The 23791-nt window shown below is 58.5% G+C and carries 26 protein-coding genes; 17 read left to right on the forward strand and 9 right to left on the reverse strand.

Annotation, left to right across the window (positions count from 1 at the left end):
* Positions 1 to 123 precede the first annotated feature (123 nt).
* The gene (locus AC1Q8Q_RS06780; protein WP_020799910.1) at positions 124 to 867 is read left to right on the forward strand and encodes a phosphatase PAP2 family protein; all 744 of its coding nucleotides are present in this window, start codon (positions 124 to 126) and stop codon (positions 865 to 867) included.
* 191 nt (positions 868 to 1058) lie between these two features.
* Here the strand turns inward: AC1Q8Q_RS06780 and groL are convergent, their stop codons facing one another.
* From groL to AC1Q8Q_RS06800, 4 genes are all read right to left on the reverse strand, one after another.
* Entirely contained in the window at positions 1059 to 2705 is a 1647-nt protein-coding gene (gene groL / locus AC1Q8Q_RS06785) for a chaperonin GroEL (RefSeq protein ID WP_020799909.1), read from the reverse strand.
* 49 nt (positions 2706 to 2754) lie between these two features.
* Positions 2755 to 3048, reverse strand: coding sequence for a co-chaperone GroES (locus tag AC1Q8Q_RS06790; protein WP_020799908.1), 294 nt, complete (start codon positions 3046 to 3048; stop codon positions 2755 to 2757).
* 248 nt (positions 3049 to 3296) lie between these two features.
* Positions 3297 to 3773 (reverse strand): FxsA family protein, encoded by a 477-nt coding sequence (locus AC1Q8Q_RS06795; RefSeq protein ID WP_020799907.1) that lies wholly within the window; start codon positions 3771 to 3773, stop codon positions 3297 to 3299.
* A gap of 66 nt (positions 3774 to 3839) precedes the next feature.
* Positions 3840 to 4571: a HugZ family pyridoxamine 5'-phosphate oxidase gene (locus AC1Q8Q_RS06800; RefSeq protein ID WP_492614915.1), complete on the reverse strand. Its 732-nt coding sequence runs from the start codon at positions 4569 to 4571 to the stop codon at positions 3840 to 3842.
* Between the two features lie 166 nt (positions 4572 to 4737).
* On the opposite strand from AC1Q8Q_RS06800, the gene AC1Q8Q_RS06805 reads away from it, so the two are divergent.
* Positions 4738 to 5496 (forward strand): SDR family oxidoreductase, encoded by a 759-nt coding sequence (locus tag AC1Q8Q_RS06805; RefSeq protein ID WP_033044250.1) that lies wholly within the window; start codon positions 4738 to 4740, stop codon positions 5494 to 5496.
* Positions 5497 to 5641: 145 nt separating this feature from the next.
* On the opposite strand, the gene apbC is transcribed toward AC1Q8Q_RS06805, so the two are convergent.
* Positions 5642 to 6736, reverse strand: coding sequence for an iron-sulfur cluster carrier protein ApbC (gene apbC / locus AC1Q8Q_RS06810; protein WP_020799904.1), 1095 nt, complete (start codon positions 6734 to 6736; stop codon positions 5642 to 5644).
* A 153-nt stretch (positions 6737 to 6889) separates the two neighbouring features.
* Here apbC and metG point away from each other — a divergent pair, with 153 nt between their 5' ends.
* The 8 genes from metG to AC1Q8Q_RS06850 all read left to right on the forward strand — a co-directional run bounded on the left by metG (position 6890) and on the right by AC1Q8Q_RS06850 (position 13954).
* Positions 6890 to 8941, forward strand: a complete 2052-nt coding sequence (metG, locus tag AC1Q8Q_RS06815; RefSeq protein WP_033044251.1) for a methionine--tRNA ligase — start codon at positions 6890 to 6892, stop codon at positions 8939 to 8941.
* Between the two features lie 325 nt (positions 8942 to 9266).
* Positions 9267 to 9836: an Rnf-Nqr domain containing protein gene (locus AC1Q8Q_RS06820; protein ID WP_020799902.1), complete on the forward strand. Its 570-nt coding sequence runs from the start codon at positions 9267 to 9269 to the stop codon at positions 9834 to 9836.
* Positions 9833 to 10843: an electron transport complex subunit RsxB gene (gene rsxB, locus AC1Q8Q_RS06825; protein WP_033044492.1), complete on the forward strand. Its 1011-nt coding sequence runs from the start codon at positions 9833 to 9835 to the stop codon at positions 10841 to 10843. Before AC1Q8Q_RS06820 ends, rsxB begins: the two co-directional genes overlap by 4 nt.
* On the forward strand, positions 10830 to 11816 hold the full coding sequence (locus AC1Q8Q_RS06830; RefSeq protein WP_083349730.1) for an RnfABCDGE type electron transport complex subunit D: 987 nt from the start codon (positions 10830 to 10832) through the stop codon (positions 11814 to 11816). The genes rsxB and AC1Q8Q_RS06830 overlap by 14 nt, the downstream gene beginning before the upstream one ends.
* Positions 11813 to 12424: an RnfABCDGE type electron transport complex subunit G gene (locus AC1Q8Q_RS06835; protein WP_020799899.1), complete on the forward strand. Its 612-nt coding sequence runs from the start codon at positions 11813 to 11815 to the stop codon at positions 12422 to 12424. Before AC1Q8Q_RS06830 ends, AC1Q8Q_RS06835 begins: the two co-directional genes overlap by 4 nt.
* Complete coding sequence (locus AC1Q8Q_RS06840; protein WP_042955729.1) at positions 12417 to 13004, forward strand: Rnf-Nqr domain containing protein; 588 nt, start codon at positions 12417 to 12419, stop codon at positions 13002 to 13004. The genes AC1Q8Q_RS06835 and AC1Q8Q_RS06840 overlap by 8 nt, the downstream gene beginning before the upstream one ends.
* 25 nt (positions 13005 to 13029) lie before the next feature.
* Positions 13030 to 13668 carry an endonuclease III gene (gene nth, locus AC1Q8Q_RS06845; protein ID WP_020799897.1) on the forward strand — a complete coding sequence of 213 codons (639 nt, stop codon included), beginning with the start codon at positions 13030 to 13032 and terminating at the stop codon, positions 13666 to 13668.
* A 106-nt stretch (positions 13669 to 13774) separates the two neighbouring features.
* Positions 13775 to 13954 (forward strand): PA3496 family putative envelope integrity protein, encoded by a 180-nt coding sequence (locus AC1Q8Q_RS06850; protein ID WP_020799896.1) that lies wholly within the window; start codon positions 13775 to 13777, stop codon positions 13952 to 13954.
* A gap of 90 nt (positions 13955 to 14044) precedes the next feature.
* On the opposite strand, the gene AC1Q8Q_RS06855 is transcribed toward AC1Q8Q_RS06850, so the two are convergent.
* Positions 14045 to 14671: a response regulator transcription factor gene (locus tag AC1Q8Q_RS06855; protein ID WP_008057539.1), complete on the reverse strand. Its 627-nt coding sequence runs from the start codon at positions 14669 to 14671 to the stop codon at positions 14045 to 14047.
* 523 nt (positions 14672 to 15194) lie between these two features.
* Between AC1Q8Q_RS06855 and AC1Q8Q_RS06860 the strand changes: the two genes are divergently transcribed.
* Positions 15195 to 15956 carry a hypothetical protein gene (locus tag AC1Q8Q_RS06860; RefSeq protein ID WP_492614916.1) on the forward strand — a complete coding sequence of 254 codons (762 nt, stop codon included), beginning with the start codon at positions 15195 to 15197 and terminating at the stop codon, positions 15954 to 15956.
* Positions 15957 to 16032: 76 nt separating this feature from the next.
* Here the strand turns inward: AC1Q8Q_RS06860 and AC1Q8Q_RS06865 are convergent, their stop codons facing one another.
* Together AC1Q8Q_RS06865 and AC1Q8Q_RS06870 are read right to left on the reverse strand one after the other, a co-directional pair.
* Positions 16033 to 17250: an argininosuccinate synthase gene (locus AC1Q8Q_RS06865; RefSeq protein WP_020799894.1), complete on the reverse strand. Its 1218-nt coding sequence runs from the start codon at positions 17248 to 17250 to the stop codon at positions 16033 to 16035.
* 129 nt (positions 17251 to 17379) lie between these two features.
* Entirely contained in the window at positions 17380 to 18285 is a 906-nt protein-coding gene (locus tag AC1Q8Q_RS06870) for a flagellar protein MotY (protein WP_020799893.1), read from the reverse strand.
* A 159-nt stretch (positions 18286 to 18444) separates the two neighbouring features.
* On the opposite strand from AC1Q8Q_RS06870, the gene pyrC reads away from it, so the two are divergent.
* Both pyrC and rnt read left to right on the forward strand, forming a co-directional pair.
* Positions 18445 to 19491, forward strand: coding sequence for a dihydroorotase (gene pyrC, locus AC1Q8Q_RS06875; RefSeq protein ID WP_020799892.1), 1047 nt, complete (start codon positions 18445 to 18447; stop codon positions 19489 to 19491).
* Positions 19488 to 20165 carry a ribonuclease T gene (rnt, locus tag AC1Q8Q_RS06880; protein WP_020799891.1) on the forward strand — a complete coding sequence of 226 codons (678 nt, stop codon included), beginning with the start codon at positions 19488 to 19490 and terminating at the stop codon, positions 20163 to 20165. The genes pyrC and rnt overlap by 4 nt, the downstream gene beginning before the upstream one ends.
* Before the next feature lie 215 nt (positions 20166 to 20380).
* Here the strand turns inward: rnt and AC1Q8Q_RS06885 are convergent, their stop codons facing one another.
* Complete coding sequence (locus AC1Q8Q_RS06885) at positions 20381 to 20983, reverse strand: peroxiredoxin (RefSeq protein ID WP_020799890.1); 603 nt, start codon at positions 20981 to 20983, stop codon at positions 20381 to 20383.
* A gap of 306 nt (positions 20984 to 21289) precedes the next feature.
* On the opposite strand from AC1Q8Q_RS06885, the gene AC1Q8Q_RS06890 reads away from it, so the two are divergent.
* From AC1Q8Q_RS06890 to AC1Q8Q_RS06905, 4 genes are all read left to right on the forward strand, one after another.
* On the forward strand, positions 21290 to 21508 hold the full coding sequence (locus tag AC1Q8Q_RS06890) for a bacterioferritin-associated ferredoxin (RefSeq protein ID WP_020799889.1): 219 nt from the start codon (positions 21290 to 21292) through the stop codon (positions 21506 to 21508).
* A 198-nt stretch (positions 21509 to 21706) separates the two neighbouring features.
* Positions 21707 to 22183: a bacterioferritin gene (gene bfr, locus AC1Q8Q_RS06895; RefSeq protein WP_020799888.1), complete on the forward strand. Its 477-nt coding sequence runs from the start codon at positions 21707 to 21709 to the stop codon at positions 22181 to 22183.
* Positions 22184 to 22384: 201 nt separating this feature from the next.
* Positions 22385 to 23287 (forward strand): chemotaxis protein CheV, encoded by a 903-nt coding sequence (locus tag AC1Q8Q_RS06900; RefSeq protein WP_020799887.1) that lies wholly within the window; start codon positions 22385 to 22387, stop codon positions 23285 to 23287.
* A gap of 27 nt (positions 23288 to 23314) precedes the next feature.
* Positions 23315 to 23773 (forward strand): GNAT family N-acetyltransferase, encoded by a 459-nt coding sequence (locus tag AC1Q8Q_RS06905; protein ID WP_033042996.1) that lies wholly within the window; start codon positions 23315 to 23317, stop codon positions 23771 to 23773.
* The last annotated feature ends 18 nt before the right edge of the window (positions 23774 to 23791 follow it).

A 23791-nucleotide genomic window follows, 5' to 3' on the forward strand; every position in this document is an offset into this window, starting at 1 on the left:
GCGAAATCGTCGGATCAAGCCCCAACGTTTTTTTCACTATCGGTTCACGGGTTGACGACAGGGTCGAGCCCAGACTCCGCGCGGCTGCGTATTCAAGAACATTTCACTGACCAAGGATTGACCATGGTTTCGATCTCTGCACGCCCCGCTTCTCGCCCGCTCAACTTCTGGGTGTGCCTGGGTGTTCCCGCCGTTGCGGCAATCATTCTGGTGTTGCTTGAACTGACGACCCTGGACATGGACCTGGCCAGGCTGTTCTACGATCCGGTCGCCGGGGACTTCATCGGCCGGCACAGTTATTTCCTGGAAACCGTCCTGCATGATCGGGCCAAGCAAGTGGTTATCGCCTTCTCGGTGCTGGCTATCCTCGGTTTTGCCGGTTCGTTCTTTCTGCCCCGGCTCAAGCCGTTCAAGCGGGAACTGGGCTGCCTGGTGCTGTCCCTGGGGCTGGCGACGTCCTTTGTCACGCCGATGAAAGCGGTGACGGCGGTGCAATGCCCGTGGAGCCTGGAGCAATTCGGCGGTCACGAGACCTACAGCGAATTGTTGAGCCCGCGTCCGGCTACAGAAAAACCGGGGCGTTGCTGGCCTGGCGGTCACGCCGCGACCGGTTTCACCCTGTTTGCACTGTTCTTCGTGTTGCGTGATCGCCGTCCGCGCATGGCGCGTGCGGCCTTTGTTTTCGCCTTCGCCCTGGGCTCGGTTTTTTCCATCGGCCGGATGCTGCAGGGAGCACACTTCTTCTCGCACAACGTGTGGACGGCGGTATTCTGCTGGCTGATTTGCCTGGGGTCGTATTACTACATCCTTTATCGACCCACTTCCAAGGCCGAGAGAGAGCTCGAAGCACAGCCGGTCAGTGCCTGAAATACAGATCAAATGTGGGAGCGGGCTTGCTCGCGAAGGCGGTAGATCAGTCAACCTCCCCGGTGATTGACACACCGTCTTAGCGAGCAAGCCCGCTCCCACACTGAATCGCTTGCACTTCAAAATCCGGGCAATAAAAAACCCCGCCTACTTACGCAGGCGGGGTTTTTTTATACAGGGGTAAGGCTGGCTTACATCATGCCGCCCATGCCGCCCATACCGCCCATGTCTGGCATGCCGCCGCCAGCACCGCTGTCTTTCTTCGGTGCGTCAGCTACCGCAGCTTCGGTGGTCAGGATCAGGCCGCCGATGGACGCTGCAGCTTGCAGAGCCGAACGGGTGACCTTGGTTGGGTCCAGGATACCCATTTCGATCATGTCGCCGTATTCGCCAGTCGCAGCGTTGTAGCCGAAGCTGCCTTCGCCGTTCTTGACCTTGTCGACCACTACGCTTGGCTCGTCGCCGGAGTTGGCAACGATCTGGCGCAGCGGCGCTTCAACAGCGCGACGCAGTACAGCGATACCCACGTCCTGATCGGCGTTGTCGCCTTTCAGTTGAGTCAGTGCTTCCAGAGCACGGATCAGGGCCACGCCACCGCCAGGCACCACGCCTTCTTCAACGGCTGCACGGGTAGCGTGCAGGGCGTCTTCAACGCGGGCTTTCTTCTCTTTCATTTCAACTTCGGAACCAGCGCCAACCTTGATCACTGCAACGCCGCCGGACAACTTGGCCAGACGCTCCTGCAGTTTTTCACGGTCGTAGTCCGAGGAAGTCTCGGCAACCTGGGCACGGATCTGGTTGATGCGTGCTTCGATGTCGCCTTGAACGCCAGCACCGTCAACGATGATGGTGTTTTCCTTGGACAGGGTTACGCGCTTGGCGTTACCCAGGTGCTCCAGGGTGGTGCTTTCCAGGCTCAGGCCGATCTCTTCGGAGATAACGGTACCACCGGTCAGAACGGCGATGTCCTGCAGCATGGCCTTGCGACGGTCGCCGAAGCCAGGCGCCTTGACGGCTGCGACTTTGACGATACCGCGCATGTTGTTCACAACCAGAGTCGCCAGGGCTTCGCCTTCAACGTCTTCGGCCACGATCAGCAGTGGACGGCCGGCTTTGGCAACGGCTTCCAGTACTGGCAGCATTTCGCGGATGTTCGAGATCTTCTTGTCGACCAGCAGGATCAGCGGGCCGTCCAGCTCAGCGACCATGGTCTCTGGCTTGTTGACGAAGTACGGGGACAGGTAGCCACGGTCGAACTGCATGCCTTCAACAACCGACAGTTCGTTTTCCAGGCCCGAGCCTTCTTCGACGGTGATCACGCCTTCTTTACCGACTTTTTCCATGGCTTCAGCAATGATGTCGCCGATGGAGTTGTCGGAGTTGGCGGAGATGGTACCTACCTGAGCGATAGCCTTGGTGTCAGCGCATGGCTTGGACAGGGCCTTCAGCTCTTTGACGATAGCGATGGTCGCTTTGTCGATACCGCGCTTCAGATCCATCGGGTTCATGCCGGCAGCGACGGCTTTCAGGCCTTCGTTGACGATCGATTGAGCCAGAACGGTAGCGGTGGTGGTGCCGTCGCCTGCGTCATCGTTGGCACGGGAGGCAACGTCTTTGACCAGCTGCGCGCCCATGTTTTCGAAACGGTCTTCCAGTTCGATTTCTTTGGCTACGGAAACGCCGTCCTTGGTGATGGTCGGAGCGCCGAAGCTCTTCTCGATGATCACGTTACGGCCTTTCGGGCCCAGGGTCGCTTTTACTGCGTCAGCCAGGACGTTGACACCGGTGAGCATTTTCTTGCGGGCGGAATCGCCGAATTTAACTTCTTTAGCAGCCATGATCGATATTCCTTAAATACTTTGTAGTAACGGGAAAATGAGCGGGGAATCAGCCTTCGACAACAGCGAGGATTTCGTTCTCGCTCATTACCAGCAGGTCTTCGCCGTCGACTTTCACAGTGTTGCTGCCGGAGTAAGGACCGAACACAACCTTGTCGCCCACTTTCACGGACAGTGCACGCACTTCACCGTTTTCCAGTACGCGGCCGGTGCCGACAGCGAGGATTTCGCCGCTGTTGGCTTTTTCAGCAGCCGAACCTGGCAGGACGATACCGCCAGCGGTTTTCTTTTCTTCTTCGCTGCGACGGATGACGACGCGGTCATGCAGAGGACGAAGCTTCATTGTCGATCTCTCCTAATTGTGGTTTTCATCGGCCGGTGTAGTCCCGGCGGGTTTAACAAAGTCCGGCGGTGCCGGGTGCGGTTCGTCGAGCGAACCGCGGAAGTCTGTCTGGCGTGATCACCAGAAACCTTGCGGTGACCGTTACATAAGGGCGCACAAGCTTATTACAAGGGCGCAGATCGAAAAATTTTTACGGTGATCGCCCGAAAACGAACACGGCACCCGAAGGTGCCGTGTCGATATTGCTGTTACTTGGTATCGCGGTGTTCGAACTCGCCTTCGATCACGTTCGGCTCGCGGCCCAGAGGCTCGCGCGGCGCAGGGCCCCCACGGGGCTGGAGGTCGTCGGCGAACGCACGCTGGCGGATCGCTTGTTCCTCGGCACGCTGGCGCATTTTATTGGCCAGGAGGCGACGGCTGATCGGCATCAGCATGACCAGGCCGATCACGTCGCTGATGAAACCCGGAAGAATCAACAAGCCACCGGCCAACGCCAACATCAGGCCTTCCAGCATGGTCTGGGCTGGCAATTCGCCACGATTCAGGCTTTCACGGGCACGCAGTGCGGTGGCCAACCCGGCAACGCGCAACACGAACACACCGAACATCGAGCCGAGAATGATCAGCAGCAGGGCCGGGAAAAACCCGATCGACCCTGCCACCTTGACGAATACGAACAGCTCCAACACCGGGAACAGCAGAAAGAGCAACAAAAAAGGGCGCATCAAATGGTTCCTCAACGCAAGAATGCCTTGCCAGTAATCCTTAGATGACGTCGCCATTTCGTGAATTCAAGCGTCAGCCACTGCCTTTTTCGGCCAATGTTCGGCATGAGCCAGGAAAACCAAGGCCTCGCGCACTTGTGTCGGCGTATTACAAGGCGCTGGAAACGGCAGCCAGTGCAGCCCCTGGCCGATGAGCAGGTGCATGCCTTCGCTGTCGATGCCCACCAGGGTCGCCGGCGAAGTTTTCGGCAAGCCGGCCAGTTCGACGTAATGCGCAATGGCTTTGGCGTGATCGGCGTTCATGTGTTCGATCATGCTCGCCTCGGCCTTGCCGGCAAACGGGTTGGCCAGGGGCAGCTCGTTGACCCAGTGGATCGCGCCAAACCCGCCAATGTAGCGATGGCGCACCGGCTTGAGCACCCAGAAGTCGAAATCGTGGGCCTGATGATAGTTCTGCGAATCCGGGAAATAGCGGTAGTACCGTTCGGCGGCCGCTTCGATGGCGGCAACGTCTTCGACCTGTTGCGCTTCGGCCAGGTAGGTCAGGCGACCAACGGCCTGGACGTCTTCGGCCCCACGCTCGCCCACGAACAGTGAGCATTTCGGATCTTTTTGCAGATTGTGGGTGTGCTGGGCGATGCGGCTGATCAGGATCAGCGGCCGGCCGAGCTCGTCCAGGCAGTACGGAACCACGGAACCGAACGGGAAACCAGGCATTGACTTGGAGTGTGTGGAGAGCACCCCACGGTATTCCTTGAGGAGCAATTCTCGTGCATGCTTAGCCGCTTCAACGCTCAATTTATGACTCCTTATTAAGAATCCGTCGCAAAAACGGACAGGCTGCTGATGAAAGTTCCAGCATGCCGTCGGGGTAGTTCTCATGTGCAGCCGTGGCCAGTTCGGGCGCAGATCGAGAGGCACTCAAGAAGCAAAACCAACCAGACCTGCCACCGGGGGCATGCGAATGAAACTCACTGACAAAGTAATCATTATCACGGGCGGTTGCCAGGGTTTAGGCCGCTCCATGGCCGAGTATTTGGCCGCCAGGGGCGCAAAACTGGCGCTCGTCGACCTGAACCAGGAAAAGCTCGACGACACCGTCGCTGCCTGCACGGCCTTGGGCGTCGAAGCCCGCGCCTATCTGTGCAACGTCGCCAATGAAGAGCAAGTGAGCCATATGGTCGCCCAGGTCGCCAGCGACTTTGGTGCTATTCATGGCCTGATCAACAATGCCGGGATCTTGCGTGATGGCCTGCTGCTCAAGGTCAAGGATGGCGAAATGACCAAGATGACCCTGGCTCAATGGCAGGCGGTCATCGACGTCAACCTGACCGGCGTATTCCTGTGCACCCGTGAAGTCGCGGCGAAAATGGTCGAGCTCGACAACAGCGGCGCGATCATCAATATCTCGTCGATTTCCCGCGCCGGCAATGTTGGCCAGACCAACTACTCCGCCGCCAAGGCCGGTGTCGCGGCAGCTACCGTGACCTGGGCCAAGGAACTGGCGCGCTATGGCATCCGGGTGGCCGGCATTGCACCGGGCTTCATCGAAACCGAAATGACGCTGGGCATGAAACCTGAAGCACTGGAGAAAATGACGTCGGGGATTCCGCTCAAGCGCATGGGCAAGCCTGAGGAAATCGCCCATTCGGCGGCCTACATCTTTGAGAACGACTATTACACCGGTCGGATTCTGGAGTTGGATGGCGGGTTGCGCATCTAGAGCCCCCCTAAACCAATGTGGGAGCGGCGGTGCGACGATTCGACTTGCTCGCGAAAGCGGTGGTTCAGTCAACAATACTGTTGAATGTTAATCCGCATTCGCGAGCAAGCCCGCTCCCACAGGTACCGGCGTTATCCGGCAGATATCAATCGTCGCTGATGGTGATATTCGGCATCGCCGGCGTGGCGGCTTCCTGCAACACGATCCGCGCACCGACATGGCGGGCCAGTTCCTGGTAAACCAGTGCAATCGGGCTGTCCGGTTCGGCGATGACCGTTGGCTTGCCGCCATCGGCCTGTTCGCGGATAGCCATCGCCAGCGGCAGCGACGCCAGCAGCTCGACGCCATACTGATTGGCCAGTTTCACACCGCCACCCTCACCGAACAGATGTTCGGCATGCCCGCAGTTCGAGCAGATGTGTACGGCCATGTTTTCCACCACGCCCAGTACGGGGATGTTGACCTTGCGGAACATCTCCACGCCCTTGCGTGCGTCCAGCAATGCCAGGTCCTGTGGCGTGGTCACGATCACCGCGCCGGCCACCGGGACTTTCTGTGCCAGGGTCAGCTGGATGTCACCGGTGCCTGGCGGCATGTCGATGACCAGGTAATCCAGGTCGCCCCACGCGGTTTGTGTCACCAGTTGCAGCAAGGCGCCGGAGACCATCGGCCCGCGCCAGACCATCGGCGTGTTGTCGTCGGTGAGGAACGCCATGGACATCACTTCGACACCATGGGACTGAATCGGCACGAACCATTTCTGATCCTTGATCTGCGGCCGGGTGCCTTCGGCGATACCGAACATGATGCCCTGGCTCGGCCCGTAGATGTCCGCGTCGAGGATCCCGACCTTGGCGCCTTCGCGGGCCAGGGCCAGCGCGAGGTTGGCCGCGGTGGTGGATTTGCCCACGCCACCCTTGCCGGACGCTACGGCCACGACGTTCTTGACGTTGGCCAGGCCCGGGATCTGTGCCTGGGCCTTGTGCGCGGCGATCACGCTGGTGATATCGACGCGGGCGGCGCTGACCCCGTCAAGGCCTTCAATGGCCATTTGCAGCATCTGCGCCCAACCGCTCTTGAACAAGCCGGCGGCATAACCCAGTTCCAGCTGCACGCTGACGCGCTCACCCTGGATCTCGATGTGGCGCACGCAGCCGGCGCTGACCGGATCCTGGTTCAGATAGGGGTCGGTGTATTGGCGAAGGACGGCTTCCACCGCTGCGCGATTGACGGCGCTCATGGGCAACTCCGAAAACAAGACTGGGAATAGATGGCGGGTATCCTACCCCTTCTGTCTTCCGGACGGCATGCCTGGCAACGATTTGCAGGGGTGAAATATCTTTGCCGGCGCTTTATAGTGGCCGACCTCCGTTTCATCAAGTAGCCGAGCCCCATGTCCGAGCCACGCAAGATCCTCGTCACCAGTGCCCTGCCCTATGCCAATGGTTCGATCCATCTTGGCCACATGCTGGAATACATCCAGACCGATATGTGGGTGCGTTTCCAGAAGCACCGCGGCAACCAATGCATCTATGTCTGCGCCGACGACGCCCACGGTTCGGCGATCATGCTGCGCGCGGAAAAGGAAGGCATTACACCGGAACAACTGATCGCCAACGTCCAGGCTGAACACAGCGCCGACTTTGCCGAGTTCCTGGTGGACTTCGACAACTTCCACTCCACTCACGCCGAAGAAAACCGTGAGCTGTCGAGCCAGATCTATCTGAAGCTGCGCGACGCCGGGCACATCGCCACGCGTTCGATCACGCAGTATTTCGACCCGGAAAAGAAAATGTTCCTGGCCGACCGCTTCATCAAGGGCACCTGCCCGAAATGCGGCACCGAGGACCAGTACGGCGACAACTGCGAAAAGTGCGGCGCGACCTACGCACCGACCGACCTGAAGGATCCGAAGTCGGCGATTTCCGGGGCCACTCCGGTGCTCAAGGATTCCCAGCACTTCTTCTTCAAGCTGCCGGACTTCCAGGAAATGCTGCAGGCCTGGACCCGCAGCGGCACCCTGCAAGACGCCGTGGCCAACAAGATCGCCGAATGGCTGGATGCGGGCCTGCAACAGTGGGACATCTCCCGCGATGCGCCGTACTTCGGTTTTGAAATCCCCGATGAGCCGGGCAAGTACTTCTACGTGTGGCTGGACGCACCAATCGGCTACATGGCGAGCTTCAAGAACCTTTGCGACCGCACGCCGGAGCTGGACTTCGACGCGTTCTGGGGCAAGGACTCCACCGCCGAGCTGTACCACTTCATCGGCAAGGACATCGTCAACTTCCATGCCCTGTTCTGGCCAGCGATGCTCGAAGGCGCGGGCTACCGCAAGCCGACCGGCATCAACGTGCACGGCTACCTGACCGTCAACGGCCAGAAAATGTCCAAGTCCCGTGGCACCTTCATCAAGGCCCGGACCTACCTGGATCACCTGTCGCCGGAATACCTGCGTTACTACTACGCAGCCAAGCTGAGCCGTGGCGTCGACGACCTCGACCTGAACCTCGAAGACTTCGTGCAGAAGGTCAATTCCGACCTGGTCGGCAAAGTTGTCAACATCGCCAGCCGTTGCGCCGGGTTCATCAACAAGGGCAATGCCGGGGTGATGGTCGAGACCAACGCCGCGCCGGAGCTGACCGAAGCGTTCCTGGCTGCCGCACCAAGCATTGCCGACGCCTATGAAGCCCGCGACTTTGCACGCGCCATGCGCGAGATCATGGGCCTGGCCGACCGCGCCAACGCCTGGATCGCCGACAAGGCACCTTGGTCGCTGAACAAACAGGAAGGCAAGCAGGAAGAAGTCCAGGCCATCTGCGCCACCGGCGTCAACCTGTTCCGTCAACTGGTGATCTTCCTCAAGCCGGTGCTGCCGCTGCTGGCCGCCGATGCCGAGGCGTTCCTCAACGTCGCGCCGCTGACCTGGAACGACCACGCGACCTTGCTCGCCAACCATCAGCTGAACGAGTTCAAGCCGCTGATGACCCGTATCGACCCGGTAAAAGTGCAGGCCATGACCGACGCTTCGAAAGAAGACCTGACCGCCAGCCAGACCGACACCGGCGAGGCTTTACCTGCGGGCAATGGCGAATTGGCGAAGGATCCGTTGTCGCCGGAGATCGAGTTCGACACCTTTGCCGCGGTTGACCTGCGCGTCGCCCTGATCGTCAAGGCCGAGCACGTGGAAGGCGCAGACAAGCTGTTGCGCCTGACCCTGGATATCGGTGACGAGCAGCGCAATGTATTCTCCGGGATCAAGAGCGCTTATCCGGACCCGTCCAAACTCAATGGCCGACTGACGATGATGATCGCCAACCTCAAGCCGCGCAAAATGAAGTTCGGCATTTCCGAAGGCATGGTGATGGCGGCAGGTCCCGGCGGTGAAGAAATCTACCTGCTGAGCCCTGACAGCGGCGCCAAGCCTGGTCAGCGGATCAAGTAAGGCACTGCGGTAAACCGATCCCACAGTCGTGCCTGGCGCGACTGTGGGATTTTCATGTCTGGCCCACCCTCCGTCCTTGCCGGATAATGCATAAACTTTTTAGACGGCTGCGTTGAAAAAGCCCCGTTCTTGCCGTAATGCTGTTCACTTAAGACAATTTTAAGGCGAGCAAGAAATATGTGGTGAGGGGATTCATCGAGACGTCGCACCGCCCCGTTGGGCCGCGAAGCAGCCCTCAGCAACCGTTCAAACAGACCGAGTTGTTCGGATTTACGACTGCTTCGCAGCCGAACGGGGATAAATCCCCTCGCCACAAAGCACTATCATGACCGAAACCCTGCTTACGCTCATCAGTACCGCCCTGCTCAACAACCTCGTGTTGCACTGGCCGCTGGGTGTAGATCCCCTGTTGGGCAGCGAACGTCGCCAGGTGCATGCCCTGGGCATCGCGACGACTTGCCTGATGCTGGTTACCGGGGTGCTTGGCTATGTGATCTATCAATGGCTGCTGGTACCGTTGGCGTTGACCGCGCTGCACCTGTTCGTGTTCCTGCCATTGAGTGCGCTGCTGATCGGCCCGTTGTTGAAGTTGCTTGCACGGGTGTTTTCGACACTGTCCTTCGAAGGTCTTTGGCCGTTGCTGCTGTGCAATGCCGGGGTGCTCGGCGTGGCATTGCTCAACGCCCGGGAGAACAACGGATTTTTTCACGCCTCAGCCTTGAGCATCGGTGCCGGGCTGGGCTTTTGGCTGGTACTGAGTCTGTTCCAGGACCTGCGCCAGCGCACACTCGACAACGATGTGCCCCTGCCCTTTCGCGGCCTGCCGATCGACCTGATCGGCGCCGGCCTGATTGCAGTGGCCTTTCTCGGATTCAGCGGGCTAATCAAAACATGAGTCTGATTCAACGCATCGACGCCCTTTTGCCGCAGACCCAATGCGGCAAGTGTGGCCACCCCGGATGCAAGCCGTACGCCGCAGGCATCGCCAGCGGTGAGCCGATCAACAAATGCCCGCCTGGTGGCAGTGAAACCATTATTGCCCTGGCCGAACTGTTGAACGTGCCGGTGCTGGAACTGGACACCAGTCGCGGCTCGGCTCCGGCGCAGATCGCCTATATTCGTGAAGCGGAATGCATTGGTTGTACGAAATGCATTCAGGCCTGTCCGGTTGACGCCATCGTCGGCGCGGCCAAGTTGATGCACACAGTCATCATCGATGAATGTACCGGTTGCGACCTGTGCGTGGCGCCATGCCCGGTGGACTGCATCGAAATGCATCCGCTGCCCTTGAGCGGCGTGCTGCCGATTGTCGGTGGCCTGGCCTCCAGCCTGGAAGAACAACGGGCGCGAGCCGCCAAGCGCAATCATGCACGGCGCCGTTTCGAGCAGCGCAACGCCCGTTTGCAGCGTGAAGAGCAACAAAAAATTGCCGAGCGAGAAGCCCGTGCGCAACGGGCCGTCCAACCCAGTGAAGTGGCGCTCGACCCGGTGCAGGCAGCCCTCGAACGCGTGCGCGCGCAGAAGGCCGCGAACGCCGATGCCGCCTTGAAAAAAGCCAAGGTCGACCTGGCGATGAGCCGGGCGCAACTGAACAAGTCGCTCAAGGCCTTCGGTCATCCGCCGACCTTCGAACAGCAATCGCAGTTGATTGTGCTGCAACAGCAGTTCGAAGCCGCCGAGCAAGCCTTGGCCCAACTGGAACGCGTTGCGCCGCCAGCCGTAGCGCCTGTCGCCGCTGTGGCGAACGACGCCGACCTGAAACGCGCAAAGATCCAGCTAGCCATGCGTCGTGCCGAGCTGAAGAAAGCCCAGGCGAGTGCGGCTCCCATCGAGCAGATCGAAGCCCTGGAGCGAGCCCTGAGCGAAGCCGAACGCCAGGTGGATGCACATGCCGCCCCTTGAATCGGCGGACGAACGTCTGCAGCAGGCGATGAAACTGGTTCTGCTGGCGACGCTGCCAGGCGTGTTGGCGTTGTTCTGGTTCTATGGCTGGGGGGTGTTGATCAACTTGACGCTCGCTGGTGTCAGTGCCTTAGCCTTTGAAGCGGCGGTGCTGCGATTGCGCAAGCGCGCGCTCAAGCCGACCTTGAGCGATGGCAGCGCCCTGGTCAGTGCCACGCTACTGGCCCTGGCCTTGCCACCCTATTGTCCCTGGTGGCTGACGATCAGTGCTGCGGCGTTTGCGATGTTGCTGGGCAAGCACCTGTATGGCGGGGTCGGCAGCAACCCGTTCAACCCGGCAATGCTGGGTTTCGCCCTGGTGATGGTGACCTTTCCACAGCAGATGACCCATTGGCCAGCCTCCCACGGCATGGACCTGTGGGGTGGCGTGCAGCAAGTGTTCGGCGCAGGCCAAGACCCGGACGCCTGGGTCCGGGCCACGGCATTGGACAGCCTGCGGATCAACAAAAGCCTGACCATGGATGAACTGTTCGCGGCGAATCCGGCCTTTGGTCAGTTCGGTGGCCATGGCGTGGAATGGGTCAACCTGGCCTTTCTCGCCGGGGGCGCGTTCTTGCTGCAACGCCGCGTATTCAGCTGGCATGCACCGGTTGGCATGCTCGCCAGCCTGTTCATCATCAGCCTGTTGTGCTGGAACGGTTCGGGCTCAGACTCCCACGGATCACCGCTGTTTCATCTGCTCACCGGTGCCAGCATGCTCGGCGCTTTCTTCATCGTCACTGAACCGGTGTCCGGCGCAAAAAGCCCCGGTGCGCGACTGCTGTTCGGTGCAGGCGTGGGGTTGCTGACCTACCTTATTCGCACCTGGGGCGGCTACCCGGACGGCGTGGCCTTTGCCGTGCTGTTGATGAACCTCTGTGTACCGGCGCTGGAGCGGCTTGTCGCGGCCAGGCAGGAGCTGCGCGCACCATGAGCCGAGCGTCGAGCGCCGCCATCCTTGCATTGCTCGCCACCCTCGGGGCTGGCCTGACTTATCTCGTGCAGCACGCCAGCGCACCGCGGATTGCGACTGAACAGCGCCTGATCGACAGTCGCAACCTGCTGGACCTGCTGCCGCCCGACGGCTATGACAATCAACCGCTGGAGCAACCGCTCAGCCTCGAAAACGCTACGTTGGCCAACAGCACGCTGCTGGCGGGCTACCGTGCGACCAAGGCCGGCCGAGCCTATGCCGTGCTGCTGCGCAGCCAGACCCTGGGCTACGCGGGCGCCATTGACTTGCTGATCGCCATCGATCGCAACGGTAGGTTGCTGGGGGTCAAAACTCTCAGGCAGATGGAAACCCCGGGGCTCGGCGCACGCATCGCCGACTGGCCGAACGCCTGGCTCGAGGGCTTTTCCGGCAGGTCGCGAACCGATCCGGCTGACAACGGGTGGGCCTTGAAAAAGGACCAGGGACAGTTTGACCAGGTTGCGGGAGCGACCATCACCTCAAGAGCGGTGATCCACGCCACCCATGACGCATTGCGCTACTTCGATGAGCACCGAGCCTCACTGCTTGGGAGCCCTTCAAATGAATGAATCGCTGCGGCTGCGGAACACCCTGATGCTCGTGCCACTGATTGGCGCCACCGGCTCACTGGTGAATGCCCTGGGCCTGTGGTTGATGTTCATGGTGGTAACCAGTGCCTTTGGCCTCTGCATGAACGCCTTGCGCTCGCGCCTGCTCCCAGCGACCCATTTGCCGGCCAGCGTATTGCTTGCCGCAACGCTGACCAGTTGCGCAGAACTCGGCGCGCAGGTCTGGTCGTTGCAATGGCATCAACATGCCGGGATCTATGCCGGGTTGATCGCCTTGCAATGCGTCGTACTGGAGCGCAGTGATTTCTTCCAGGGCCCCTGGCGCGAACGCTGGCGCCTCTGCGGCCTGTTCGGCGCATTGATGGTGTCCCTGGGCTTGCTGCGCGAACTCATTGGCTACGGGACCCTCGGCAATCATCTGCCCTGGCTGGCGGGTGCAACGCACGCGGATTGGCAGGGCTGGTTGCTGACCGCTGACGGTGGCTTGCGACTGGCCACGCTGGCCCCTGGCGGTTTCATACTGCTCGGGTTGCTCATCGCCGCCTGGCAAGCCTGGCATCGCCCCCCACCCTCACACTGATCGCCTTCGAGGAAACGCACCGCACATGAACGCCGCAAAACGTCTGGAAATATTCCGCCGGCTGCATGAAGACAATCCGGAACCGAAGACCGAACTGGCCTATTCCTCACCCTTTGAGTTGCTGATTGCGGTGATTCTTTCGGCGCAATCAACCGATGTCGGCGTCAACAAGGCCACGGCAAAACTGTTTCCGGTTGCCAATACCCCGGCGGCGATTTATGCCCTGGGCGTGGAAGGATTGTCGGAATACATCAAGACCATCGGCCTTTACAACAGCAAGGCTAAAAACGTGATCGAGACCTGCCGGCTGCTGGTTGAGCGTCATGGAGGGGAAGTGCCGCAGACCCGTGAGGAACTCGAAGCCTTGCCTGGCGTCGGCCGCAAGACCGCCAACGTGGTGCTCAATACTGCATTTCGCCAATTGACGATGGCCGTGGATACCCACATTTTTCGGGTCAGCAACCGCACCGGCATCGCGCCTGGCAAGAATGTGGTCGAGGTCGAGAAAAAATTGATGAAGTTTGTGCCCAAGGAATACCTGCTCGACTCCCATCACTGGCTGATCCTTCACGGGCGTTACGTCTGCCTTGCCCGCAAGCCTCGCTGCGGCAGTTGCCGGATCGAAGACTTGTGCGAATACAAGCACAAGACGTCGGACGATTGAGCTGCTATTGGGGTTTTCGATTTATCGATTGAAAAAATCTTTTTTACCCGTCGCAAGATTGTCGATATAAGGAGCCCCAAAGGCCTTCTTCGCCTGGAGTAACTAAATGAGCACTGGCAAAGAACAATTGGACGTGGATGAGGACTTTACCGCCGGAGAGGCTGATGATGCCGAGCCGGTGGCTGAAGTAGCGAAAACCAACCTGAGCAAGCGTCGGACCATCGACAACCTGCTGGAGGAGCGCCGACTGCAAAAGCAATTGGCCGATTACGATTTTGACTTGTAAAACCTAAAAGCCTCCCGAAACGGAGGCTTTTTACCAAGTGTCGAGTCGCGATCAATGCTCGCCTGTGGCACTTCGTAAAACTCGGGCTCATCATGCCAGGCCGTTACGCTGGGCGAGCTCGATCAGATCGACCAGGGAGCGCGCATTGAGTTTCAACAGCAGTCGGGTCTTGTAGGTACTGACGGTCTTGTTACTGAGAAACATCCCATCAGCAATTTCTTTATTGGTCTTGCCCCGGGCCAACTGCTGCAACACCATCATTTCCCGCCCTGAAAGACGATCCACCATATCGGCTTCACTGGCATTGCCAAGACTGGCACGCACTGTATGCAACGCCTGATTGGGGAAGTAACTGTAGCCTGACAAGACCGCCTTTATTGCACTGAGCAACTCCGTGAGATCCTGCTGTTTGCACACATACCCGGCGGCGCCGGACTGCATGCAGCGCATGGAAAAATGCCCAGGTGACTGAGAGGTTAATATCAGTACTTTCATCGGCATCGCAGCCGATGTCAGCCGCGCAATAACTTCCAGTCCATCCAGTTTCGGTATTCCAATATCCAGTATGACAATGTCCGGCATGTATTCTCGGGCCAGTTGCAATGCATCCACACCATTATCTGTTTCTGCAATGACTTCGTAGCCATGACGCTCCATCAGCATTCGTACCGCGAGACGAATGACGGGGTGATCATCCACAATCAGCACTTTATTCATGGGCAAGTCCAATTTCGCTATTCGATTTTTTAGAACCCGCACAATAGCCTAGTCGTTTCCCCCCTGGCATGTCGCTCCCCCCGGCCACTCGCACCCAGAGACATTCCCTACAGAAATTAGAGACTTTTCTTACAAAAAACCCAAGAAACCCCAGGACAGAAAACCTTAATTGAGGACTTGACTTTCCAATTGAGATTATTTTTTTGTATCGACCTGCAACAAAATAACCTGGGGAATTTAATTTTCAGACAGCGAACAGACATGTATCGACCCGCCCCACAAACTCAAAGGTAACTAAGGTTATCCAATATCCTCTCCTCCCCAAAAATATCACACATGACTTATCAACTCGCCCTTACAGCAAAAACCAACACATCATCGCCCTTATGGAAACGGTAAACAGCAAGCGTGCCGGCCTGACATTAAATTACTTGAAAAATAAAAAACCCGGGATGCCCAAGATCAGTTAGATGCATTAAATTAAAAACAAACACCACACCAAATAACAGTACGAGGATAAAAAATGGATAAGCTCAAAAAAAGTATAAGCAATCCCATGACAGTGATTGCAATATTTGCAACTCTGTCAGAAACATCAGCGGCCGTTACATTGCCGTTCCTTGATGACGATGACAGAGACGTCTACATCTGGTTCCTGATCAGCTTTCCCTTTTATCTGCTGTTGCTATTCTTCGCAACGCTCAACTTCAACTATCGATCGCTGTACGCCCCCTCTGACTTTGAGAAGGGAAAACATTTCATAAAATTCATGGACGGTGCTGAGCAACCCGAAAACGGGAAGAATAGAAAGTTCGCTGGCAGGACATCAGGCAGTGGCGGCCGATCCACTCGCCGCCCCTCCAAGGCACAGGATCCACCTTCGAAATCGGTCCCTGGCGTCGCCCTTTCGGCGCTACACCGCCTACGCCTGCCTGAACGGTTGAGGGACCTGTATGTCGTTGATGCACGCGCGATGACAGGCAACGCCGAGCTCTGCCACTTGATGGAGAGCATTCACAACGAACCGGGGAAAGCTGCGCGTGCAGTCGTATTCCTCACCTGCAACGCGTCAGATTCAATACTGAAGGAAGGCGCGGAAAACCCTGTAAAACACGCGAAGAGATCCTGCCGCACTACATTTTGTGCTGCCTACAATTTGAATTCACAGGGCTTGACGGTCATTGATCAACAGTTGCCAAGCGACGCACGACAGCCCGTGGCGTTTGACGATCAATCTGAAGGGAAGGATGTGCGAGGAAAAAGCAAAAAGCCGGAAGTATGTTGATGCAAGCAGACACCCACTTTTCAAAATGTGTGGCCCCGTCGATGACCGGGCCACACATTCCATTACATCAAAGGTCTCAGAACAGCTTGCGACCTTTGTTCGCTGCGATACGCATGCGCAAGGCGTTGAGCTTGATGAAGCCCGCTGCGTCGGCCTGGTTGTACGCGCCGCCATCTTCTTCGAAAGTGGCAATGTTGGCGTCGAACAACGATTCGTCGGACTTGCGTCCGGTGACGATCACGTTGCCCTTGTACAGTTTCAGGCGAACCACACCATTCACGTGTGCCTGGGAGGCATCGATCATCTGTTGCAACATCAGACGCTCAGGGCTCCACCAGTAACCGGTGTAGATCAGGCTGGCGTACTTGGGCATCAGCTCGTCCTTGAGGTGAGCTACTTCGCGGTCCAGGGTGATCGATTCGATCGCACGGTGGGCACGCAGCATGATGGTGCCGCCAGGGGTTTCGTAGCAGCCACGGGACTTCATGCCCACGTAACGGTTTTCGACGATGTCCAGGCGGCCGATACCGTGCTCGCCACCGATGCGGTTCAGGGTCGCCAACACGGTGGCAGGAGTCATTTCGACGCCGTCCAGTGCCACGATATCGCCGTTGCGGTAGGTCAGCTCCAGGTACTGCGGTTTGTCGGGCGCTTTCTCCGGGGAGACGGTCCAACGCCACATGTCTTCTTCGTGTTCGGTCCAGGTGTCTTCCAGCACGCCGCCTTCATAGGAGATGTGCAGCAGGTTGGCATCCATCGAGTACGGGGATTTTTTCTTGCCGTGACGCTCGATCGGGATGGCGTGCTTTTCGGCGTAATCCATGAGCTTCTCGCGGGACAGCAGGTCCCACTCGCGCCATGGAGCGATCACTTTCACACCTGGTTTCAGGGCATAGGCGCCCAGTTCGAAACGAACCTGGTCGTTACCCTTGCCGGTGGCGCCGTGGGAAATGGCGTCAGCACCGGTTTCGTTGGCGATTTCGATCAGGCGTTTGGCGATCAACGGACGAGCGATGGAAGTACCCAGCAGGTACTCGCCTTCGTAAACGGTGTTGGCGCGGAACATCGGGAAAACGAAATCGCGCACGAACTCTTCGCGCAAGTCGTCGATGTAGATCTCTTTCACGCCCATGGCTTGAGCCTTGGCACGTGCAGGTTCGACCTCTTCGCCCTGACCCAGGTCAGCGGTGAAGGTCACCACTTCACAGTTATAAGTATCCTGCAGCCACTTGAGGATCACCGAAGTGTCCAGGCCGCCGGAATACGCCAGAACGACCTTGTTTACGTCCGCCATGCCATCACTCCACGGGGTTCTACGGAAAGCCGTCAAGTCTACCGCCCATACAGAATAATTTACAGTGGCGCGACAGCTTATGACGACGAAGCGACAGATTATGTCGAGAGCGCGACGATGACCGAAGGGTCAGGAAGTTGCCGAAGCGGTGGGCTTCGTCGCTTGAGGGGCCACCTGCTCCGCGGGGGCTCCCCGCTCCAGGCGTATCGCCACGCGGCGGTTTTTCGCCCGGTTTATGTTGCTGGTATTGGGTGCCAGTGGATAGCGCTCGCCATGGAAACGCAGGGTGATCTGTGACTCCTGGATGCCGTTGGCCTTGAAAAACTCCATCACCGCCAGCGCCCGGCGCCGTGACAGGTCACGGTTGGTCAGGCGATTGCCGCTGTTGTCGGAGTGGCCGTCCAGTTCGATGCGATTGACGGTCGGATCGGCCTTCATGTATTCCAGCATGACTTGCAGCCTGGCTTTGGCGGGCCCGTCCAGATCGATACCGCCACCGGGAAAGCCGACCTGGGATTGCTTCACCTGATCGAAGTTCTGCGGCAGCAACTTGGCCACGCAGCCCTGATAATCGGCAAACGCCTTGTTGAACCTGACCGGCAACAAACGCACCTCCGATACCCGGCCATCGCCCGAGGAGTGCCGGACCACGGGGCTGCGTCCGTCGATCAGGCCGCTGATCAAGCGTCCGGCCTGGGCCTGTGAGCTGTTGAACAGGACATTGCCGCTGCCGATCCGTACCGTGCCCAGATTGATATCACCACGTCCTGGCTGCCAAGGCGCGGCGGCGGCCAACAAAGTGGCAGAACCACCGCCCATCATTGCGTTGTACGCATTCAAACGAAATATCGCCTGCTCGCCAGCGCGGCGCACGAACTGGCCCGAGCCGAAATCAGTGACCGGCTGCGTCAGCCGGCACTCGAACTTGTCGCCTTCGACCGTCCACTCAATGCTCTCCAGGCGAGTCTGGAAAGTGAGTGCCATTGCGGGAAGGCTGGCAAACACACTGAGCAAGGCTAAATAACGCTGGCGCACGGGAGGCTCCACTGGCTTCTACGACAAAAAGACCGACACACAGATGTTTACGGCATACCTGTTGGATATCGGAAGCTTCCCGTAAAACTTGATAGCGGGTGCCTGCAAGAGTCTTTTCCGGTAGCATTCCCTTGAGTTTGACCCGCCTGGAATCCCCTCATGTCCGACCGCCTGACCCTGCTGCGTCCCGACGACTGGCATATTCATCTTCGCGATGGTGCCGTGTTGACCAATACCGTCGCGGATGTCGCGCGCACCTTTGGCCGCGCCATCATCATGCCCAACCTGGTACCGCCGGTGCGCAATGCGGCTGAAGCCGACGGCTATCGCCAGCGGATTCTCGCTGCCCGCCCGGCCGGCAGCCCGTTTGAACCGCTGATGGTCCTGTACCTCACCGACCGCACCCAGCCTGAAGAAATTCGCGAGGCCAAGGCCAGCGGTTTCGTTCACGCCGCCAAGCTGTACCCGGCCGGCGCGACCACCAACTCGGACTCGGGCGTCACCAGCATCGACAAGATTTTCCCTGCACTCGAGGCCATGGCCGAAGTCGGGATGCCTTTGCTGATCCACGGTGAAGTCACCCGCGGCGATGTCGACGTGTTCGACCGCGAAAAAATCTTCATCGATGAGCACATGCGTCGGGTGGTCGAGCGTTTCCCGACGCTCAAGGTGGTGTTCGAACACATCACCACCGCCGACGCCGTGCAGTTCGTCAACTCGGCTTCGGCCAACGTTGGCGCGACCATCACCGCGCATCACCTGCTGTACAACCGCAATCACATGCTGGTGGGTGGAATTCGGCCGCACTTCTATTGCTTGCCGATCCTCAAGCGCAATACGCACCAGGAAGCCCTGCTCGACGCCGCCACCAGCGGCAGCGAAAAGTTCTTCCTCGGCACCGATTCGGCGCCCCACGCCCAGCACGCCAAAGAAGCCGCTTGCGGCTGCGCCGGCTGCTACACCGCCTATGCGGCGATCGAGATGTACGCCGAGGCGTTCGAACAACGTAACGCGCTGGACAAGCTCGAAGCCTTCGCCAGCCTCAACGGCCCGCGTTTCTATGGCCTGCCGGCCAACACCGATCGCATTACCCTGGTCCGCGAAGAATGGACCGCCCCGACCAGCCTGCCGTTTGGCGAGTTGACCGTTATCCCGCTGCGCGCCGGTGAAAAACTGCGCTGGCGCCTGCTGGAGGAACACGCGTGAGTGAAGACCATTTCGACGACGAACAGGAAGGTCAAGGCGGTGGTGGCGGTTCCCGTCATCCAATGGCCGCCAGGTTTCGTGGCTACCTGCCGGTTGTCGTCGACGTAGAAACCGGTGGTTTCAACTCGGCCACCGACGCCCTGCTGGAAATTGCTGCAACCACGATCGCCATGGATGAAAAGGGTTTTGTGTACCCCGATCACACCTACTTCTTCAGGGTCGAGCCTTTTGAAGGTGCGAACATCGAAGCGGCAGCCCTGGAGTTCACCGGGATCAAGCTTGATCACCCGCTGCGCATGGCCGTGACTGAAGAAGCGGCGCTGAACGATATCTTCCGCGGCGTGCGCAAGGCACTCAAGGCCAACGGCTGCAAACGGGCGATTCTGGTTGGGCACAACAGCAGCTTCGACCTGGGCTTCCTCAACGCCGCGGTTGCGCGCCTGGACATGAAGCGTAACCCGTTCCATCCATTTTCCAGTTTCGATACCGCGACGCTCGCGGGCCTGGCTTACGGTCAAACCGTGCTGGCCAAGGCCTGTCAGGCCGCCGATATCGACTTCGACGGTCGCGAGGCGCATTCGGCTCGCTACGACACCGAGAAGACTGCCGAGCTGTTCTGCGGCATCGTCAACCGCTGGAAACAAATGGGTGGTTGGGAAGATTTCGACGATTGATTGAAGATTTTCTGCCCTTTGCTCTTTGTAGGAGCCGAGCTTGCTCGCGATGGTCGTGAACGATAACGCGGGCAGTCTGGATTCCCGCGGTGTTCTTGAGTCCATCGTCGGAGCGCCGCCCGGAGCATGCTCGCTCCTACAGGGGTCTTGCGTTTACTCCGCGCATAAAAAAACCGGCCTCAAGGGCCGGTTTTTTTGTACCTGGAGCGTGTGCCTTACAGCGCAGCAGCGTGCTCGGTCAGGTAAGCCGCAACGCCTTCTGGCGAAGCGTTCATACCTTTGTCGCCTTTTTTCCAGTTGGCAGGGCAAACTTCACCGTGCTCTTCGTGGAATTGCAGGGCGTCAACCAGACGCAGCAGCTCTTCCATGTTACGGCCCAGCGGCAGGTCGTTGATGATCTGCGAGCGGACAACGCCTTTGTCGTCGATCAGGAAGGCGCCACGGAATGCCACGCCGTCAGCGGACTGAACGTCGTAGGCCTTCATGACTTCCTGCTTGATGTCGGCAGCCATGGTGTAACGAACTGCGCCGATACCGCCGTCGTTAACCGGGGTGTTGCGCCATGCGTTGTGGGTGAAGTGCGAGTCGATCGACACAGCGACCACTTCAACGTTGCGCGCCTTGAACTCAGACATGCGGTTGTCCAGAGCGATCAGCTCCGACGGGCAAACGAAGGTGAAGTCCAGCGGGTAGAAGAACACCAGGCCGTATTTGCCTTTGATGGCCGACGACAGGGTGAAGCTGTCTACGATTTCGCCATTGCCGAGTACGGCCGGTACGGTGAAGTCAGGGGCTTGTTTGCCTACGAGTACGCTCATTGGATATCTCCTGGTGTAGAAGCGTTAAGAACAAGGTTTGCATCAGCCTGCCACCCTCAGGCGACAGCCCTGTGACACAAACCCGTTTCGAAAAGACCGGCCATCATACACCGCGTTTTTGGCGTGTCCGTAACGGTTTCTCCCCTGAGCGTAAAAAAGGACGAAGGGTCATCAGGATGGCAGCACACTGCGGACCAACCGTTCGTCAGACCTGGCAAAAAGTGCTCTCAAAGCACTTTGACAATCATTCTCGTTAACATTAAGATCCATCGCATTCGAGACATCAACAAGCGACGGTCTTCACTTATGTATGTTTGCCTCTGCACTGGCGTCACCGACGGCCAAATCCGCGATGCGATCTATGAAGGATGCTGCAGCTACAAGGAAGTGCGCCAGGCCACCGGCGTTGCCAGTCAATGCGGCAAATGTGCCTGCCTTGCCAAGGAAGTGGTCCGCGAGACCCTGACCAAGTTGCAGACGGCCCAGGCTTCGATCCCGTTTCCAGTTGAATTTACTGCCGCCTAAATCCCGCATTTCAAAGAACCGGACTCATGTCCGGTTTTTTTATGTCTGCAAATCAACTGCTTAGGCGCTAGACGCGGAACACAAACATTCTTATTCCGATTAATTTTTATATATGATTCAATAACTTAGGTTTGACACTCTTAGTAGTGCGGCTCAAACTCTGCCTTATAGACAGCTAATACAGGGCAGGACCCCATCATGAAAGGCGACGTTACAGTCATCCAGCATCTCAACAAGATCCTTGCCAATGAACTGGTCGCGATCAATCAATACTTCCTGCATGCACGCATGTACGAAGATTGGGGCCTGAACAAGCTCGGCAAGCACGAGTACCACGAATCCATCGACGAGATGAAGCACGCGGACAAGCTGATCAAGCGCATCCTGTTCCTTGAAGGCCTGCCGAACGTCCAGGACCTGGGCAAGCTGCAAATCGGCGAGCACACCCAGGAAATGCTTGAGTGTGACCTGCGTATCGAGAAGACTGGCCATGCCGACCTGAAAGCGGCCATTGCGCATTGTGAAACAGCGGGCGACTTCGGCAGCCGTGAATTGCTTGAAGATATCCTTGAATCCGAAGAAGAACATATCGACTGGCTGGAAACCCAACTGGGACTGATCGACAAGATCGGAATCGAGAACTACCTGCAATCGCAGATGGGCGACGACGAGTAAGTTCTACACTGCCCGCCTCGATGTAACAGAAGGCCCCGCGCTCTTTTAAAGAGGCGGGGCTTTTTTGTTTCAATTTGCCAATGTCTCAACCGGCCCAGGGGATTTTTCCTAAAGCCTGCTCCCCACAAGTCGATAACCTGGCATCGATAGCCGTGGGTGATCCACTGATCGCCTCACCACCTTTTTCCACAGAAGGTTTTTATGTCCTCCACCAAAGCCCGCGCAGATTCACTTTCGCTTCTGCTGTTTACCTTGCGCAGTGGCAAGCTGATGGCGATCAACCTGCTCAAAGTCAGTGAAATCATCCCTTGCCCACCACTGACCAAACTCCCCGAGTCGCACCCCCATGTCAAAGGCATCGCCACCCTGCGCGGCACGTCGTTGTCGGTAATCGACCTCAGCCGCGCCATCGGTGAGCGTCCGCTGGAAGACCCTGACGGTGGGTGCCTGATCGTCACTGACGTCAGCCGCTCCAAGCAAGGCTTGCATGTCCAGGCGGTGAGCAAGATCGTGCACTGCCTGACCACCGACATCCGTCCGCCACCCTTCGGCTCTGGCGGTTCGCGCTCGTACATCACCGGCGTGACCTCGGTCGACGGTACTCTGGTGCAGGTGCTGGACATCGAGAAGGTCATCCATGGCATCGCCCCGGTCCCCATCGACATGGCGCCGACCGAGCTCAGCATGGAAGACGCAGAAATACTGGGCAGCGCTCGTATCCTGGTGGTCGATGACAGCCAGGTGGCGCTGCAGCAATCGGTGCACACCTTGCGCAACCTGGGCCTCCAATGCCATACGGCCCGCAGCGCCAAGGAAGCCATCGACTGCCTGCTGGACCTGCAAGGCACCGCCCAGCAGATCAACCTGATCGTCTCGGACATCGAAATGTCCGAAATGGACGGCTACGCCTTCACCCGTACCCTGCGTGAAACCCCGGACTTCGCGCACCTCTACGTGCTGCTGCATACCTCCCTGGACAGTGCGATGAACAGCGAAAAGGCGCGGCTCGCGGGGGCCAATGCGGTATTGACCAAGTTCTCTTCGCCGGAACTGACCAAGTGCCTGATCGACGCGGCCAAGGCTGTCGCCGAACAAGGTCGTTGAGTCTTGAACGAGCAATTCTGCTATCTCATGCGGCGCAGTCTCGCGCGAGGCGTGCCCGCCCCCGCCTGGCCTCAGGGGATCGTCCTGACCGGCTATCGTCCCGATCAGGCAGAAGAGGTTCACGACTTGCTGGAATTGGGTTACTCCCAAGGAGGCGGCCGCGTCCCGGCCCTGGACGAATGGCAACAGCGTTTTGAATCCGATCCTGAATATGATCCGGCCTTGTGCTTCATCGCCCTGGATGCCCAGGGTATCGCGGGTGTGTGTCAGTGCTGGACCAGCGCCTACATCAAGGATCTGGTGGTGCATCCGCGGGCGCAAGGCCGGGGCTTGGGGCGAGCGTTGCTGCTCAATGCCTTCAAGGTGTTTCAACTGCGGCGCGAAGGGTATGTCGATTTGAAAGTGCTGGAAGACAACGTTCGCGCACAGCAGTTGTATGAAAGGGCTGGGATGCATGTAGTCCGCCGGGAACCAGTGCCGGTCTGACCCAGACCTTCAGGCATA

The organism is Pseudomonas sp. GW823-FHT06B06 (assembly GCF_058795195.1).